Origin of the sequence: Jiangella endophytica (assembly GCF_003427025.1) — a bacterium.
Taxonomy (GTDB): domain Bacteria; phylum Actinomycetota; class Actinomycetes; order Jiangellales; family Jiangellaceae; genus Jiangella; species Jiangella endophytica.
In genome coordinates, this window is the sequence record NZ_QVAI01000011.1 from 138,281 (window position 1) to 153,744 (window position 15,464).

Sequence of the window (15,464 nt, forward strand, 5' to 3'; positions counted from 1 at the left end):
CTGCGGCGCGGCGCCATCACCCGGAACGGGTTAGAGCGCTCTCACCCCGGCGTGAAGAAACCGGTGTCCAGGTCGCGGACCACCGCGTCGATGGCATCGCCGCCGACGGTGATCGGGCCGCGCCACGGCGCGCTGAGCGCGAACAGCAGCGCGAGGCTGAGCCCCACCACGCCCGCCAGGCCGGCCACCAGCAGCGAGATCCTCGTGCCGCCGCGGACGGCCAGTGCACTCGCGTTGGCGATCAGCGCCACCCCGCTGGCCACGAGCGTGACGACGTAGAGCCCGGGGATCTCGTGGTCGGCGGCGACGATGCGGGCCCGCCGAGTACTGGTGACGGCGTCGACCGACGTGAGCAGCTCCGTCGACGCCGGGGTACCCACCTGCGCCCAGCGGGCCGCCTGCGTGCGGACCACCCGCTCCATCACGGCGATCGCACGCTCGGTCTCCGGGTCGTCGCCGCTGGCGGCAGCCGACCCGCTCCACTCCCGGTCCCGCGTGGTCGTGAGGTAGTCGCGCAGCGCCGCATGGATCGGCTCGGAGTCCACGCCCGGGTTGGTGGCGGCCCAGGCCAGCCGCGCTGCGGCGGCCCCCTCGTCGCTGACGTACCCCTCCGCGGCGCGCAGGTAGCCGGCCTCGCTCGACAGCGTGAGGGCGGTGAGGATGGCGAAGGCCGCACCCAGGGCCGGCATCAGCGGCGCGGCGATCCGCTGCACACGGTCTCGCTCGGCCTCGGGCACCAGTGCCCGCACGGCCAGCGTCGTCGCGACGACGACCAGCAGCGCCAGCACCAGGCAGCCGGCCAGGAGCGCGCCGACCGGCAGGGAGCTGAGCCACGTCATCGGCCGGCCGCCAGCGCGACGCCACGCTCGTCACAGGGCGGCGGCTCGTCGTTGCCGACGAGCTCGAGCTCCTGGTCGATGACCTGCAGCGCGCGTTCCATCGCCACCGGCCGCAGCCCGCCGACGCCGCGGTGGAACGGGTTGTCGAGCGCCTGCACCAGGAGCAGCAGCGCCGTCATGACGGAGACCACGGTGCCCATGAGCAGCACCTGGACCTGGATCGCCTCGCCGCTGTCGGCGAAGAACAGCATGTACACGAAGATCAGCACGGAGGTGAAGACCAGGACGATCCACATCGGCGTGGGGATGACGCCGATGGCACCGTGGATGCGGTCGTTGCGCGCCGCCTCCCGCGCCGACGTCTGACTCAGCCAGGTGTCGAACGCCGACTCCTGGACCGGCGTCTGCGGCTCGATCGTCCGGAGCGTCCGGAACATCTCCGCGCCCCAGGGGTTGAGCTCCTCGCCGAGCGTGCCGGCGTACATCCGTTCCCACTGCACCCCGGCGACCGACCGGGCATAGCAGACCAGTTCGCCGGTCAGCTCCGTGGCCGACGGCTCCGGCAGCAGCTGCGCCGTCTCGACCTGCTGCGCGACGACCAGCGCCTCGTCCTCCGCGCCTGACCTGGCCGCGTCGTAACTGGTGAAGGAGAGGAACACCACGAACCCGAGCAGCACGGCGAACCCCGTGGCCAGGACGCCGAACACCCCCGCCGCGCGGTCGCCGTCGTGGAAGTAGCTGCCGTCCGGGGCACGCCGCCGCACCAGCAGCATGGCGCCGACCGCCACCGCCGTCACCGCGACGACCACGGCCGCGGCGACGACGACGTTCATCGGCGCCCGCCGGTCAGCTGCCGGCGGTGATGTCCCGGCCGTGAATGGTCAGCGCCCAGACGACGCTGACGGCCACGGCGATGATCACGATGGACCACACCGGGTAGTACGGCAGCCAGGCGAACGCCGCGAGCATGCTCAGCGCGGCGAGCACCACGCCCACGAACCTGGCCGCGACGGACCCGGTGAACAGGGCGGCGCCGGCGATCACCAGCACGATGCCCAGAACGAGGTGGATCCAGCCCCAGGTGGTCGCGTCGAAGTCGAAGACGTACTCACGGACCTGGGTGAAGAAGTCGTCGTCGAACAGCGACACCAACCCGGCGATCGCGTGGAAGACGCCGATCATCACCATCATGACGGCGGCGAAGACGGTCCAGCCGACGGCCCACGCGCTGGGCTCGCGGTAATCCCGCGGCACATCTCTCGGAGTCTGTAGATCGGTCATATCGCACCTGCCTCACGGCGGCCGGCGCGCGGTTCACGCCGGTTGCTCCGACGCTTCTCCGCTGCGGCGCCGCGGCGCATCACCCCGGGAGGGTGAGCTCAGTGCGGCACCCAGCGGTAGCCGTGCTCCGGCCGGCCCGCCGACCCGTACCGCGGCGCGACCGTCGCCCGTCCCGTCGCGGCCAGGTGCTCCAGGTAGCGCCGCGCGCTGATCCGTGACAGCCCGACCCGTTCGGCCAGCTCCGACGCGGACAGGTCGCCGTCGGCGCCGGCCAGCTCAGCCGACACCAGCTCCAAGGTCCGCTCGGACAACCCCTTCGGCAGCTTCACGGTGGCGGCGCCCCCGGGGTTGCGCAGCAGCGCGTCGACCTGGTCCTGGTCCAGCCGCCCGCCCTCGGCCCGGGCCGCCGTGCGCCGCAGCTGCTCGCGGCGGGCCAGGTAGGCGTTCATCCGGTCGGCGAACACGTCCAGCGTGAACGGCTTCACCAGGTAGTCGACGACGCCGCCGGCCATGGCGGCGCGGACGGTGGCCAGCTCGCGCGCCGCCGTGATCGCGATGACGTCGACCTCGGGCGCGGACCGGGCCCGCAGCCGGTTGAGGAACTCGATGCCGGAGATGTCCGGCAGGTAGATGTCGAGCAGGATCAGCTCCGGCTCCAGCTCGTCCACGGCGCGCAGCGCGTCGGCGCCCAGGTGCACCTCGCCGACGACGGTGAAGCCGGGCACCGCCTCGACGAACCCGCGGTGGATCGCGGCGACGGCGAAGTCGTCGTCGACCACGAGCGTGCGGACGTCGCTCACGGGCCCGCCCCCGTCGGGGCCGGCACCCGCGCGGGCAGCACGACCTCGAACTCCGCTCCCCCGGCCGCCGCGTCGCGCACCGTCACCCGGCCGCCGCGGCGCTGGACGATCCGGTGCACCAGCGCCAGTCCGATGCCGCGCCCGGCGCCGGGCGACGCGGCCTTCGACGTGAACCCGGCGGAGAAGATCAGCCGCCGCTGCTCGACGGGGACGCCCGGCCCGTCGTCGGCGACGAGGATGCGCACCGCGCCGTCCGCGGACTGGTCGATGCGGACGTCGACGGTGCCGCCGTGGCCGGTCGCGTCGGCGGCGTTGTCGACCAGGTTGCCGAGGATCGTCACCAGCTCGTCGGCGTCGTCGTCGAGCCGCGACCCGGCGTCGACCCGCAGCGTGAGGCCGCGCTCGCGGCAGGTCGCGGCCTTCGCCAGCAGCAGCGCCGACACCGCGGGCGCCGTCACCCCCTCGGCGGCGGTGCGGGTGACCGTCCCGCCCCGCCCGACCCGGTCGATGAACGACACCGCGTCGTCGGTGCGGCCCAGCTCCAGCAGCCCGGACACCACGTGCAGGTGGTTGGAGAACTCGTGCGCCTGCGCCCGCAGCGCCTCGGTCGCCGACCGCGCGCCCTCCAGCTCGCGCAGCGCGTCGTGCAGCTCGGTGCGGTCGCGCAGCGTCAGCACGACACCCACGGACCGGCCGTCCGACGTCGCGGATCGCCGGTTCACGACGAGGATCCGCACCCCTGCCAGCACCAGCCGGTCGGTGACGTCGGCGTCGTCGGTCGCGACAGCGGCCAGCGTCGGCTCCAGCACCTCGTCGACCGGCCGGCCGATCAGGTCGCCGCCGTCGCCGCCCAGATCCAGCAGCCGCCGCGCCTCGTCATTGACCAGCGCGATGCGCCCGGCGTCGTCCAGGGCCACGACGCCCTCGCGGATGCCGTGCAGCATGGCGTCGCGGGTCTCCAGCAGCGTCGCGATCTCGTCCGGCTCCAGCTTGAAGATGCGCCGCCGCACGACGTGCGTCACCCAGGTCGCGCCGAGGGTTCCCAGCACCGCGGCGCCGGCCAGCCAGGCCAGCAGCGCCGGGATGTCCTCGAGCAGGTCGTCCTGCAGCTCCGACTCCAGCGTGCCCACCGAGACCGTCCCGATGACCGCCCCGCCGGCGTCGTACACCGGCACCTTCACCCGCCACGACCGGCCCAGCGTCCCCGTCTGGGTCCCGACGTACACCTCGCCGGACAGCGGGACGCTCGGGTCGGTGGAGACCGGCTCGCCGATGCGGGCCGGGTCCGGGTGCGAGTAGCGGATGCCCGACTCGTCGGTGACCACCACGTAGGTGACGTTGGAGGCCTCGCGGATCAGCTCGGCCAGCGGCTGGATGGTCGCCGACGGGTCGGGGTCGTCGAACGCGTCGAGCACCGAGGGCAGTCCGGCGACGCTGTCGGCGACGGCGATCATGCGGTCCTGGTAGCTGTCGCGGATCTGCTCGGACTGCAGCCACGCGGCCAGCCCGCCTGCGGAGACGACCGTGACGAGCACGATCGTCAGCTGCAGCGCGAGCAGTTGCACCCGCAACGAGACCGACCGGAGCATGCGCATCAGTGTGCACCGAGGCGGCACCGGACCGAAACACGACCGAAATGATCAATACGACCAGTACGACCGGAGAGTTCCGGCGATGCGCGCCCCGCTCCTAGCCTCCAACGTCACCACGCCGCTGTGGCGTGGACCACAGACACCAGGAGGAGTCATGCGAGGTCCCATCCGGGTCGCGATCGGCGCGGCTGTGCTGGCGACGGTGCTGGCCGCCTGCGGCGGCAGTGACGAGGGCGGCTCGTCGGACTCCGGTTCCGGCGTCGAGGATCTGTCCATCATGGTCCCGGCCGACCCGGGCGGCGGCTGGGACCAGACCGGCCGCGCGTTCCAGAAGGCGCTCGACTCGAGCGGACTGGCCGGCGGCGTCGAGGTGACGAACGTCGGTGGCGCCGGCGGCACCGTCGGGCTGGCCCAGCTGGCCAACCAGCGCGGCGGCGGCACGACGCTGATGGTGACGGGACTGGTCATGGTCGGCGCCGTCGAGACGAACCAGTCGCAGGCCCGGCTCGAGGACACCACCCCGGTGGCCCGGCTGACGTCGGAGGACCTCATCGTGGTCGTCCCGGCCGACTCGCCGTACCAGACCGTCGCCGACCTCGTCGACGACATCGTCGCCACCGGCAAGGACGTCGCCGTCACGGGCGGCTCGGCCGGCGGCGCCGACCACATCCTGGCCGGGCTGCTGCTCAAGGACGCCGGGGTGCCGGCCGACGAACTGGTCGACACGCTCAACTACATCGCCTACTCCGGCGGCGGCGAGTCGCTGGCGGCGCTGCTCGGCGGTCAGGTCGACGCCGGCATCTCCGGCATCGGCGAGTACGCCGAACAGGTCGCGGCCGGCGAGCTGCGCGCGCTCGCGGTGTCCGGCCCGGAGCGGGTGGACGGTGTCGACGCGCCGACGCTGACCGAGGCCGGCTACGACGTCGAGCTGACGAACTGGCGCGGGCTGGTCGCGGCCGGCGACATCTCCGACGAGGACCACGCGGCGCTGGTCGACCTCGTCACCGAGGTGCACGAATCCGACGAGTGGCAGGCCGAGCTGGACCGGGCCGGCTGGGGCGACACGTTCCTCGCCGGCGAGGAGTTCGACACGTTCCTCGGCGAGGAGATCACGTCCGTGCAGAACGTGCTGCGAGACATCGGGCTGGTGCAGTGACGATGCCCGCGGCGACCGACGGGCCTGCGCCGTCCGCGAGCGGCACCGGCGAGACCGGCCGGCCGGCCCCTGACAACCACGGGGCCGGCCGGTCACTGCTCTCGCGGGCCGAGGAGTACGTCATCGGCGCGCTCGTCGCCGGCCTCGGCACCTTCGTCCTGCTCGACACCGCGACGATCGCGGTGCCCGGCTCGGCGAACGCGATGGGCCCGCGGACCTTCCCGTACGTCGTCGGCGTGCTGCTCATCGGCGCCGGCGTCGCGGTGCTGGTGGCGACGGCGCGCGGCCGGGTCGGCGACGCGGAGGACGGCGAGGACATCGACCCCAACGCCGGCACCGACTGGCGCACCGTCGTGCTGCTGGTCGCGGTGTTCCTCGCGCACGCCTGGCTGATCGAGCGGATCGGCTGGCCGCTCGCCGTCGCCGTCCTGTTCGCCGGGGCGGCGTGGACGCTGGGCGCCCGGCCGTGGTGGCGGTCGCTGGTCGCCGGGGTCGTGCTCGGCCTCGTGCTGCAGGTCGTGTTCGGGACCGGTCTCGGGTTGTCGCTGCCCGCCGGCCTGCTGGAGGGGGTGCCACTCATCGATGGCTGACGCGACCGCGGTGCTGGACGGCTTCGCCAACGCCCTCCAGCCCATGTACCTGCTGTACGCGCTGCTCGGCGTGTTCGTCGGCACCGCCGTGGGCGTGTTGCCCGGGATCGGCCCGGCGATGGCCGTCGCACTGCTGCTGCCGCTCACCTACGAGCTGGACGTCACCGCCGCGATGATCGTGTTCGCGGGCATCTACTACGGCGGCATGTACGGCGGCTCGACGACGTCGATCCTGCTCAACACGCCCGGCGAGTCCGCGTCGATCGTCACCGCCGTCGAGGGCAACCAGATGGCGCGGGCCGGGCGCGGCGCCGCCGCGCTGGCGACGGCCGCGATCGGGTCGTTCATCGCCGGGACGATCGGCACGCTGGCGCTGACGTTGCTGGCGCCGGTGATCGCCGACTGGGCGGTGCAGCTGGGCCCGGCCGACTACGTCGCGCTCATGGTCGTCGCGTTCGTGACGGTGGGCGCGCTGCTCGGGTCGTCGGTGGCGCGCGGGCTGGCGTCGCTGGCGCTGGGCCTGTTCGTCGGGCTGATCGGCACCGACACCCTCACCGGGCAGCAGCGCTTCACGTTCGGCGTCCCGCTGCTGGCCGACGGTGTCGACGTCGTGGTCGTCGCGGTGGGGGTGTTCGCGGTCGGCGAGGCGCTCTACGTCGCGTCGCGGCTGCGGCACGGGCCGGTCGAGGTGATCCCGGTGCCGAAGGGCTGGCGCTCGTGGATGTCGCGGACGGACTGGTCGCGGTCGTGGCGGCCGTGGCTGCGCGGCACCGCGATCGGGTTCCCCGTCGGCACCATCCCGGCCGGCGGCGCGGACGTGTCGACGTTCCTCTCCTACGCGACGGAGAAGAAGCTGGCCAAGGGCCGCAACAAGGACGAGTTCGGCCACGGCGCCATCGAGGGCGTCGCCGGTCCGGAGGCGGCCAACAACGCCGCGGCCGCCGGAGTGCTGGTGCCGTTGCTGACCCTCGGCCTGCCGACGACGGCGACCGCCGCGGTGATGATCGCGGCGTTCCAGACGTACGGCATCCAGCCCGGCCCGCTGCTGTTCGAGAACCAACCGGTGCTGGTGTGGACGCTGGTGGCGAGCCTGTACATCGGCAACCTCATGCTGCTGGTGTTCAACCTGCCGCTGGTCGGGCTGTGGGTGAAGGTGCTGCAGATCCCCCGCCACTACCTGTACGCGGGCATCCTCACGTTCGCCGCGCTGGGCAGCTACGCGCTCAACTTCTCCCCCGTCGACCTGCTGTTGCTCCTGGGCATCGGCCTGGCCGGGTTCTTCATGCGCCGGCACGGCTACCCGGCCGCGCCGCTCGTCGTCGGCATGATCCTCGGTCCGATGGCCGAGGAGCAGGTCCGGCGGACGCTAGCGATCAGCCAGGGTGACCTGAGTGCGCTGGTGACCAGCCCCTTCGCGGCCGTGGCGTACGGCCTGCTGCTGGTGCTGCTGGTCCTGGCGCTGTGGGCGCGGCAGCGCGAGCGGCGGCTGAACCAGAAGGAACCGGCCGTGATGTCGTAACGGGCTGCTCGCCGTTCGTCTCCTGGGTAGAAAGGCATCGACGACTCAGGAGGACCAGATGAGCGTGACACCGATCCCGGACACCTACCGCAGGGTCACCCCCTGCCTCGTCGTGCGCGGGGCGGCGCGGGCGCTGGAGTTCTATGCCGACGTGTTCGGCGCGACCGAGCGCCTGCGCTTCCCGGGACCGGGCGGCAGCGTCGCCCACGCCGAGATCGTCATCGGCGACTCCGTCGTGATCGTCGAGGACGCCTCGCCGATGATGGGCACCGAACCGCCACCGGAGCACGGGCTGCCCGGCTCGCCGGCGTTCCTGTTCGTCTACGTCGAGGATGTCGACGCGGTCGTGGCCCGCGCCGTCGAACTGGGCGCGACACTGAAGCGGTCGCCGGAGAACCAGTTCTACGGTGACCGCGACGGCTTCGTCGTCGACCCGTTCGGGCACGGCTGGACCATCGCGACGCACGTCGAGGACGTCGCGGCGGACGAGCTGACCCGCCGCCTCGCCGCCCTCCAGGGAGCCTGACCACCGTGAAGTACGTGCTGTTGTTCGTCGACACCGAGCAGTTCCACGCCGACCTCGAGGCGCTGACGCCGGACGACCGCGCCCGCGCGTTCGCCCGTGTGGACGAGTGGATGGCCGAGCACCGTCACCTCCTCCGCGGCGGCAACAAGCTGCAGGACCCGCACACCGCGACCACCGTCCGCCTCGACGCGCCGGAGCCGATCGTCACCGACGGCCCCTACGTGGAGGGCAAGGAGGTGATCAGCGGCTACCTGGAGGTCGACGTCGCCGACCTCGACGAGGCGCTGCGCATGGTGCGCACCTGGCCGGGCTGCCCGGTCGTGGAGATCCGGCCGTTGGAGTCGTGACGACCGAACCGGCACACGACGAGCTGGCCCGTGTGGTGCGCGAGCACGCGGCCCGGCTCGCGGCCGCCCTCGTCCGGCTGATCGGCGACTTCTCCGCCGCCGAGGACCTCGTCCAGGACGCCGTCGTCGCGGCGCTGGAGCGCTGGCCGGTCGACGGCATCCCGGACCGGCCGGACGCCTGGCTGTTCACCGTCGCCCAGCGGCGCGGCCTGGACGTGCTGCGGCGCGAGACCCGGTACCGCGAGAAGCTGGCGCGGGTGCAGTGGCCGGTCCGGCCGGAGCCGGACGAGCGGTTGCGGCTGGTCTTCACCTGCTGCCACCCGGCGCTGCCGCGGTCCGCGCAGGTCGCGCTGACACTGCGGGTGGTGTGCGGACTGACGACGGCGCAGATCGGCCGCGCGTTCCTCGTCCCGGAGACGACGGTGGCGCAGCGCATCACCCGGGCGAAGAGGAAGATCGCCGACGCCGGCATCCCCTACCGGCTGCCGTCCGATGCGGAGCTCGGTGGCCGGGTCGGCGAAGTGCTCACCGTCGTCTACCTGATGCTCAACGAGGGCTACCTGTCGACCGCCGATGCGGCCCACTCGCAGCGGCTGGTCGACGACGCCGCGTGGCTGGCGGCGCTGCTGCACGAGCTGCTGCCCGACGAGCCGGAGGTGGCCGGGCTGCTGGCGCTGATCCGGCTGCACCGGGCCCGGTCGAGTGGCCGCTTCGACGACGGCGGCGGGCTGGTGCTGCTGGCCGACCAGGACCGCTCCCGCTGGGATCACCCGGCCATCGCCGACGCCATCACGCTGCTCACCCGGGCCGCGCGGCGGCAGCGGCCGGGGCCGTACCAGCTGCAGGCCGCGATCGTCGCCTGTCACGCCGAAGCGCCGCGCTGGGAGGACACCGACTGGGAGCAGATCGTGCTGCTCTACGACATGCTGCTGCACCTCGCGCCGTCGCCGGTGACACGGCTGCACCGGGCGGTCGCCCTGCGCTACACCGCCGGCCCGGCCGCGGCGCTGACCGCGCTGGACGAGCTGGGCGACCGGCTCGTCGACTACCACCTGTTCCACGCGACCCGCGCCGGACTGCTGCGCGACCTCGGCCGTCCGGACGAGGCGCGGGCGGCGGACGAGCGGGCGCTGCGGCGCACCAGCAACCCCGCCGAGCAGGCGATCCTGCACGAACGCCTGCGCTGGACGAGCGCCGATGAGTTCCGTCCGCTCGCCTGGTCTACTCCCACCATGACGTACATCGCGTTGAACGGCGCTCGCAGCTGGGTCGCGGAGGACGGGACCGGCGCGCCGCTGGTGCTGCTGCACGGCGGCTTCAGCGACGGCCGCGAGTTCGCCGGCAACCTGGCCGGGCTGGCGGACCGGTTCCGGATCGTCCGGCCGGACCGCCGGGGACACGGCCGCTCCCCCGACCCTGCCGGGCCACTGTCGCAGCACGTCATGGCCGACGACACCGTCGCGCTGCTGGCGCGGCTCGGCGGCGAGCCGGTTCGGCTCGCCGGCTACAGCGACGGCGCCGTGGTGGCGCTGCTGACCGCGCTGCGCCGGCCGGACCTCGTGGAGCGGCTGGTGCTGATCAGCGGCGTGTTCGACCCGTCCGGCTGGCTGTTCGCGCCGGAGCCGGGCGACGACGGCGGCGGCGACCCGCTCGCCGGGATGCCGGCAGAGGTCGTCGACGCCTACGCGGAGGTCTCGCCGGACGGCCGCGACCACTTCCCCGTCGTGGCGGCGAAGATCATGGCGATGGCCGCCGAGCAGCTCGGCATCGGCGCCGACGATCTCGCGCGGCTGGACGTCCGGACGCTGGTCGTCGCGGCCGACGACGACATCGTCGCGCTGGAGCACACCGTCGCCCTCTACCGCGCACTGCCGCACAGCGAGCTCGCCGTCGTCCCCGGCACGTCGCACGACCTGCTGCGCGACAAGCCGGGCGCCGTCAGCGCCGTCGTCCGCGACTTCCTCACCTGCGACGCCGTCCCGACGTCGATCCCGGTCCGCCGCGCCTGACGGCTCAGCCGCCGCGGTAGAACTCCGCCAGCCGGGGCGCCAGCAGCGCCGGGTCGGCGACATGCCCCGCGACCTCGACGGTGAGCCGCCGGGCGTCTGGCAGCGCGGCCGCCGCGGCGTCGGCGGCCGCGCCGAAGAAGTCGACCGGCAGGCCGGCCGAATGCGGGTCCACCGTCGCGCCGGTCGAGAGCAGCACCGGCTGCGCCACCGTCGCCAGCCGGTCCGCGGGCGGCGGGCCGTGGCCGAGACAGGCGGCGTCGTAACGCAGGGTCGGCGCGAGTTCGCGCAGCGCCGGCCAGACCGGCGCGGTCTTTGCCGCCGCGATGTCCTCCTCGGACGACCCCGCCAGCCGCATGAACAGCCGCAACGCCTCGTCGCGGTCCCCTGCGTCGAGAGCGGCGCCAAGATCGGCGACGTACTGCCGCCAGGCCGCGACCATCGGCCCGGCCAGCAGGTACGGGACCTCGTGGACGGCGATCCGCTCGACCGGCAGCCCCGCGGCCGCAGCCTCCAGCGCCAGTGCACCGCCCGACGACGCGCCGAACAGGTGCGCCCGCCCGCCGGCCGCCGCGATGACCGCGGCGAGGTCATCGATCTCCCGCTCGACGGCGTACGGCTGACGGTCGCCGCTGTCGCCCCGGCCGCGACGCCGGTAGTTGACGACGGCGAACCCGGCGGCAGCGAGGTGCTCGCCCAGCGGCGCGTTCTCGCCGCCGTCGTCGAGCCCGCCCCCGACCAGCACCAGCGACGGCCCGTCGTCGCTCAACCGCTCGTAGCCGATGCTCGTCCCGTCGGCCGAGGTCACGTCCGGCATGGCGTCCTCCCGTGTCGGTGTTGCTCCTTATCTAGGAGTAACAGCTCCTCGATGGGAAGTACAATCTCGGCATGCGCAGCTATCGAGACCTGTGCGGCATCGCCCGCGCCCTCGACGTCGTCGGCGAACGGTGGTCGCTGCTCGTGGTGCGCGAGCTGCTGTACGGGCCGAAGCGCTTCGCCGACCTGCACCGCGGCCTGCCCGGCCTGAGCCAGAACGTGCTGACGCAGCGGCTGCGCGACCTCGAGGCGTCCGGCGTGCTGGTGAGGCGACGCGCACTGCCGCCGGTCGCCGGGTCGGTCTACGACCTCACCGAGCGCGGCCGTGCCCTCGAGCCGGTCCTGCTGGCGCTCGGTCGCTGGGGCAGCCCGCTGCCGCCGACACCCACGTCGGCCACCGAACTGAGCCCGGACGCGCTGGTGGTCGCGCTGCGCACCACCTACACCGGAGCCGACCTGCGCGGCACCGTCCAGCTCCGGCTCCCCGACGACGCCTTCGACCTGACGGCGGACGGCGGCAGCCTGCGCGCCGCCCGGGGTGAGTCCCCCGCCGCCGATGCGAGCCTCACCTGCCCCGTCCGCACCGTCCAGGACCTCGTCTTCGACGGCCGCCCCCTCGACGACGCGGTCGGCGCCGGCGAGGCGACGGCAGGCGGCGACACCGTCCTGCTCCGCCGATTCCTCGCCTCCTTCACCGACGGCCGCCGGCCGCGGCCCGCGTGACCTCCACACCCACTGCTCACCCCCCGGTTGATCTTGGCGAAGTCCGGGTCTCAACCGGGCATATCGCCCCGCAGGGGGCCCATTTCTCCAAGATCAACCGGGGTGAGCGGGCGCGAGGGTGGGTGCGGTCAACGAGCGAGTAGCCGCCGCGTGGTCTGCAGACCCCAGTCGTCCAGGCCGAGGAGGCGGTCGCTGCTGACGACGGCGCCGCCGACCTGCTCGACGTGGGCGGACCAGGCCTCGCGGTTCTCGACCTTGGCGCCGACGATCAGGCAGTCGGGGTCGTTGGCGAAGAACACGCCGTTCATGAACTGCCGGCCGTGGGCGCTGAGCTGCGCCGCCTCCTGGCTGGGCGAGCACATGTCACCGTCGTCGGGGGCGAGGGTGTGGCCGGTGTCGGCGCTGACGCGGATCGAGTCGACCAGGCCGACGGACGGCAGCACGGGGGCGCCGCAGCCCAGGATGTGGGCGTCCACCCCGACCGCGTCGCGAATCAGGGCGAGGCCGTCGCGGTAGGCCGTCACCGGGTCGGCGCCGGAGTGCCGCGGCCCCGGGATCGCGCCGGCCGCGATGAAGTCGATCTTGAAGTAGTCGATCCCCCACGACGCGAACGTCGAGAACACGGTGTGCACCCACTCCGCGGCGCCCGGGTGGGACAGGTCGACGGAGTAGAGGTCCTGGTTCCAGTTGTGCCCGGCGTGCAGCGCCCCGCCGTGCGGGTGACGCAGCAGCCAGTCGGGGTGCTCGGCGGCCAGCCGGGACCGTGCGCCGGCGAAGAACGGGGCCAGCCAGATGCCGGCCCGGCGGCCCTCGCCGCGGATCGTCTCGACCAGGCCGCGCAGGTCGGCGAAGCCGTCGGACGGGATCAGCCAGTCGCCGATCTCGGCGGAGTAGCCGTCGTCGATCTGGACGACGTCGACCGGCAGGTCCAGCGTCCGCATCGCCTCCAGGTTCTCGACGACGTCCTCGCGGCGCACGTCGCCCCAGTACTCGTACCAGGAGCACCACGCCGTCGGCGCCGGCCGCGCGGCCGGCAACCCGGCCGTGGCCACCGCGTCGACCGCCCACGACCGCAGCGCCGCCTGCACGTCCGCCCCCGGCACGACGCTCACCCGCACCGGCCCGTCCGCGCCCACCACCACGGACGACCCGTCGACGGCGGCCTGCACCCGCGTGCCCGTCGTGAACGGGTCCTCCGCCGCCACGACGTGAACGGACCCCGACCCGTCGGCGACCGCCAGGACGCCCTCGCCGAAGTAGCCGCCGGGGCCGGGATGGGAGGCCTGCCGGTAGTTGAGCATCCGGTTCCGCTCCGACGTGGGCCGGTGCGGCCGGGCGCCCAGCGCGTACGCGGTGGTCGGGCTGAACGACTGCCAGCCGTGCTCGAAGACCTGGGCGCCGTCGGAGACGGTCAGCTCGTGGACGATGTCGAAGCCGGGCGAGAGAACAGACATGGCGAACGCTTTCGTGTGAGGGGCCGTCAGGCCTTGAGTCCGGACATCGCGATGCCGCGGATGAACTGTTTCTGCAGCAGGACGAAGACCAGCACCATCGGCAGGATCGTCAGCAGTGAGCCCGCCATCAGGACGGGGTAGTCGGTGCCCTGGGCGCCCTGCAGCGTGGCCAGCCCGACCGGCAGCGTCATCCGGTCCGGGACGGTGTTGACGATCAGCGGCCACAGCAGGTCGTTCCAGGAGAACAGGGAGGTGAGGATGGTCAGGGCGGCCAGCGCCGGGCGGCACAGCGGCAGGATGATGCGCAGGTAGATCTGCCACGGGTTCGCGCCGTCCATGCGGGCCGCCTCGTCGAGCTCCGGCGGCAGCGTCCGCATGAACTGGTAGAGGACGAAGACGCCGAAGGCGCTGAACATGCCCGGCAGCGCCAGCGCCTGGACGGAGTTCAGCCAGCCCATCGTCCGGATCACCTCGTACTGCGGGATCACGAACAGCTGCGGCGGCACCATCAGCACGACGAGGAAACCGGCCAGCAGCGGCCCGCGGAAGCGGAACCGCAGCCGGGCGAACACGTACGCCGCCAACGACGCGACCAGCAGCTGCCCGGCCACCCGCAGCGCCAGGGCCAGCACGCTGTTGACGGCCATCGACCCGACCGGCACCACGTCGAAGAAGGCCGAGTAGTTCTCCCACCGAGGCGCCTCCGGCAGCACCGTCAGCGGGATCCGGGTCGACTCCCCCAGTGTCTTCAGCGACGTGAGGAACTGCCAGAGGAACGGCGACACCATGAGCAGCGCACCGGCCATGAGGACGACGTGCGTCACCAGGTGCCGGGAACGCAGACGGTCACGCATAGGTCACCCACCGTCGTTGCAGGCGGAACTGCACGGCCGTCACCGCGAGCGTCACCACCAGGGTGACCAGCGCGATCACCGCGCCGAGCGGGCGGTCGTTGCGCACGAACGCCTCCTCGTAGAACAGGTAGACGATCGTCTTGGAGTCGGCCAGTGCCGGGTTGGTGCGGCCGAGCATGATGAACAGCAGGTCGAACATCTGCAGCGACCCGATCACCGAGAGCACCGACACCAGGAAGATCGACGGCGTCAGCAGCGGCACGGTGACGGAGAAGAACCGGCGCACCGGTCCGGCACCGTCGAGCATCGCCGCCTCCTCCAGGGTCTGCGGCACCGCCTCGAGGCCGGCGGCCAGGATGATGAGGTTGGTGCCCAGCGCCATCCAGATCCCGACGACGGCGACGGCGTACAACGCGGTGTCCGGGTCGGCCACCCACGCGCGGGTCGGCCCGCCGACGGCGTCGAGCACCTCGTTGAGCAGCCCGAAGTCGCCGTTGTAGATATAGCGCCAGACCATCGCGACGGCCACCGGCATGGTCACGACGGGGACGAAGTACAGCGTGCGGTAGAAGGACCGGCCGCGCAGCCCGCGCTGGTGCAGCAGCGCCGCGATCACCATCGCGATCGGCACCCCCAGCAGCACGATCGCCGCGTAGACCAGCGTGTTCACCAGCGCCCGCCACACGTCGTCGCCGTTCTCGAACAATCGCTGCCAGTTCTGGAACCCGCTGATCGTGTAGCCGGTGAACGCGGTGCCCTCGGAGAAGCTGAGCAGGACGGTGCGCAGCAGCGGCCACAGGTAGAAGATCACCAGGCCACCGAACGGCACCGCGAGCAGGAGCGCCGCCCAGGCGTTGTCCGGGTGCCGGTTCGGCCGGTTCCGCCGCGGCGGTCCCCCGGCCGGCCCGTTCCCCGCCGGGGGCGCCGCGGCCGGCGCCCCCGTGGTGTCCGTCGTCGGCAT

General features: G+C 73.0%; 15 protein-coding genes and 2 pseudogenes. 8 read left to right on the forward strand and 9 right to left on the reverse strand.

Translation table 11 applies throughout. The features are described 5' to 3' along the window. Window positions 1-41: 41 nt before the first annotated feature. From DZA62_RS21700 to DZA62_RS21720, 5 genes are all read right to left on the reverse strand, one after another. The gene (locus tag DZA62_RS21700; RefSeq protein ID WP_116951028.1) at window positions 42-839 is read right to left on the reverse strand and encodes a bestrophin-like domain; all 798 of its coding nucleotides are present in this window, start codon (window positions 837-839) and stop codon (window positions 42-44) included. Further along, window positions 836-1,672, reverse strand: coding sequence for a bestrophin-like domain (locus DZA62_RS21705; RefSeq protein WP_116951029.1), 837 nt, complete (start codon window positions 1,670-1,672; stop codon window positions 836-838). The genes DZA62_RS21700 and DZA62_RS21705 overlap by 4 nt, the downstream gene beginning before the upstream one ends. 13 nt (window positions 1,673-1,685) lie before the next feature. Continuing rightward, complete coding sequence (locus DZA62_RS21710; protein ID WP_232827559.1) at window positions 1,686-2,093, reverse strand: DUF7144 family membrane protein; 408 nt, start codon at window positions 2,091-2,093, stop codon at window positions 1,686-1,688. A 125-nt stretch (window positions 2,094-2,218) separates the two neighbouring features. After that, entirely contained in the window at window positions 2,219-2,920 is a 702-nt protein-coding gene (locus DZA62_RS21715) for a response regulator (protein WP_116951031.1), read from the reverse strand. Next, on the reverse strand, window positions 2,917-4,509 hold the full coding sequence (locus DZA62_RS21720) for an ATP-binding protein (RefSeq protein WP_198664042.1): 1,593 nt from the start codon (window positions 4,507-4,509) through the stop codon (window positions 2,917-2,919). The genes DZA62_RS21715 and DZA62_RS21720 overlap by 4 nt, the downstream gene beginning before the upstream one ends. Before the next feature lie 157 nt (window positions 4,510-4,666). Here DZA62_RS21720 and DZA62_RS21725 point away from each other — a divergent pair, with 157 nt between their 5' ends. From DZA62_RS21725 to DZA62_RS37665, 7 genes and pseudogenes are all read left to right on the forward strand, one after another. Then, window positions 4,667-5,668, forward strand: coding sequence for a Bug family tripartite tricarboxylate transporter substrate binding protein (locus tag DZA62_RS21725; RefSeq protein WP_116951033.1), 1,002 nt, complete (start codon window positions 4,667-4,669; stop codon window positions 5,666-5,668). 2 nt (window positions 5,669-5,670) lie between these two features. Further along, window positions 5,671-6,258, forward strand: a complete 588-nt coding sequence (locus tag DZA62_RS21730) for a tripartite tricarboxylate transporter TctB family protein (protein WP_116951034.1) — start codon at window positions 5,671-5,673, stop codon at window positions 6,256-6,258. Further along, window positions 6,251-7,777: a tripartite tricarboxylate transporter permease gene (locus DZA62_RS21735; RefSeq protein WP_116951035.1), complete on the forward strand. Its 1,527-nt coding sequence runs from the start codon at window positions 6,251-6,253 to the stop codon at window positions 7,775-7,777. Before DZA62_RS21730 ends, DZA62_RS21735 begins: the two co-directional genes overlap by 8 nt. Before the next feature lie 58 nt (window positions 7,778-7,835). Continuing rightward, complete coding sequence (locus DZA62_RS21740) at window positions 7,836-8,303, forward strand: VOC family protein (RefSeq protein WP_116951036.1); 468 nt, start codon at window positions 7,836-7,838, stop codon at window positions 8,301-8,303. Between the two features lie 5 nt (window positions 8,304-8,308). Further along, the gene (locus DZA62_RS21745) at window positions 8,309-8,650 is read left to right on the forward strand and encodes a YciI family protein (protein ID WP_116951037.1); all 342 of its coding nucleotides are present in this window, start codon (window positions 8,309-8,311) and stop codon (window positions 8,648-8,650) included. After that, window positions 8,647-9,831 (forward strand): annotated as a pseudogene (locus DZA62_RS37660) (RNA polymerase sigma factor); the annotation flags it as partial. The gene DZA62_RS21745 and the pseudogene DZA62_RS37660, both read left to right, overlap by 4 nt. A gap of 123 nt (window positions 9,832-9,954) precedes the next feature. Continuing rightward, window positions 9,955-10,659: pseudogene (locus DZA62_RS37665) on the forward strand (alpha/beta fold hydrolase); the annotation flags it as partial. 4 nt (window positions 10,660-10,663) lie between these two features. Here the strand turns inward: DZA62_RS37665 and DZA62_RS21755 are convergent. Continuing rightward, window positions 10,664-11,473 carry an alpha/beta fold hydrolase gene (locus DZA62_RS21755; RefSeq protein ID WP_116951039.1) on the reverse strand — a complete coding sequence of 270 codons (810 nt, stop codon included), beginning with the start codon at window positions 11,471-11,473 and terminating at the stop codon, window positions 10,664-10,666. 71 nt (window positions 11,474-11,544) lie between these two features. Between DZA62_RS21755 and DZA62_RS21760 the strand changes: the two genes are divergently transcribed. Further along, window positions 11,545-12,195 carry a winged helix-turn-helix transcriptional regulator gene (locus tag DZA62_RS21760; RefSeq protein WP_198664043.1) on the forward strand — a complete coding sequence of 217 codons (651 nt, stop codon included), beginning with the start codon at window positions 11,545-11,547 and terminating at the stop codon, window positions 12,193-12,195. Window positions 12,196-12,323: 128 nt separating this feature from the next. Here the strand turns inward: DZA62_RS21760 and DZA62_RS21765 are convergent, their stop codons facing one another. Genes DZA62_RS21765 through DZA62_RS21775 form a run of 3 tightly spaced genes read right to left on the reverse strand, consistent with a single transcriptional unit; the run spans window position 12,324 to window position 15,464 of the window. Further along, window positions 12,324-13,649 (reverse strand): glycoside hydrolase family 36 protein, encoded by a 1,326-nt coding sequence (locus DZA62_RS21765; protein ID WP_116951040.1) that lies wholly within the window; start codon window positions 13,647-13,649, stop codon window positions 12,324-12,326. 26 nt (window positions 13,650-13,675) lie between these two features. Further along, window positions 13,676-14,503 (reverse strand): carbohydrate ABC transporter permease, encoded by an 828-nt coding sequence (locus DZA62_RS21770; protein WP_116951041.1) that lies wholly within the window; start codon window positions 14,501-14,503, stop codon window positions 13,676-13,678. Beyond that, complete coding sequence (locus DZA62_RS21775; protein ID WP_116951042.1) at window positions 14,496-15,464, reverse strand: carbohydrate ABC transporter permease; 969 nt, start codon at window positions 15,462-15,464, stop codon at window positions 14,496-14,498. The genes DZA62_RS21770 and DZA62_RS21775 overlap by 8 nt, the downstream gene beginning before the upstream one ends.

Excerpts from the sequence above, each read along its gene's own strand:
- DZA62_RS21725 (WP_116951033.1), top strand. The coding sequence starts at position 4,667 with ATGCGAGGTCCCATCCGGGTCGCGATCGGCGCGGCTGTGCTGGCGACG.
- DZA62_RS21700 (WP_116951028.1), bottom strand. The coding sequence starts at position 839 with ATGACGTGGCTCAGCTCCCTGCCGGTCGGCGCGCTCCTGGCCGGCTGC.
- DZA62_RS21755 (WP_116951039.1), bottom strand. The coding sequence starts at position 11,473 with ATGCCGGACGTGACCTCGGCCGACGGGACGAGCATCGGCTACGAGCGG.
- DZA62_RS21775 (WP_116951042.1), bottom strand. The coding sequence starts at position 15,464 with ATGCCGACGACGGACACCACGGGGGCGCCGGCCGCGGCGCCCCCGGCG.
- DZA62_RS21765 (WP_116951040.1), bottom strand. The coding sequence starts at position 13,649 with ATGTCTGTTCTCTCGCCCGGCTTCGACATCGTCCACGAGCTGACCGTC.
- DZA62_RS21760 (WP_198664043.1), top strand. The coding sequence starts at position 11,545 with ATGCGCAGCTATCGAGACCTGTGCGGCATCGCCCGCGCCCTCGACGTC.
- DZA62_RS21705 (WP_116951029.1), bottom strand. The coding sequence starts at position 1,672 with ATGAACGTCGTCGTCGCCGCGGCCGTGGTCGTCGCGGTGACGGCGGTG.
- DZA62_RS21735 (WP_116951035.1), top strand. The coding sequence starts at position 6,251 with ATGGCTGACGCGACCGCGGTGCTGGACGGCTTCGCCAACGCCCTCCAG.
- DZA62_RS21720 (WP_198664042.1), bottom strand. The coding sequence starts at position 4,509 with ATGCTCCGGTCGGTCTCGTTGCGGGTGCAACTGCTCGCGCTGCAGCTG.
- DZA62_RS21740 (WP_116951036.1), top strand. The coding sequence starts at position 7,836 with ATGAGCGTGACACCGATCCCGGACACCTACCGCAGGGTCACCCCCTGC.
- DZA62_RS21730 (WP_116951034.1), top strand. The coding sequence starts at position 5,671 with ATGCCCGCGGCGACCGACGGGCCTGCGCCGTCCGCGAGCGGCACCGGC.
- DZA62_RS21770 (WP_116951041.1), bottom strand. The coding sequence starts at position 14,503 with ATGCGTGACCGTCTGCGTTCCCGGCACCTGGTGACGCACGTCGTCCTC.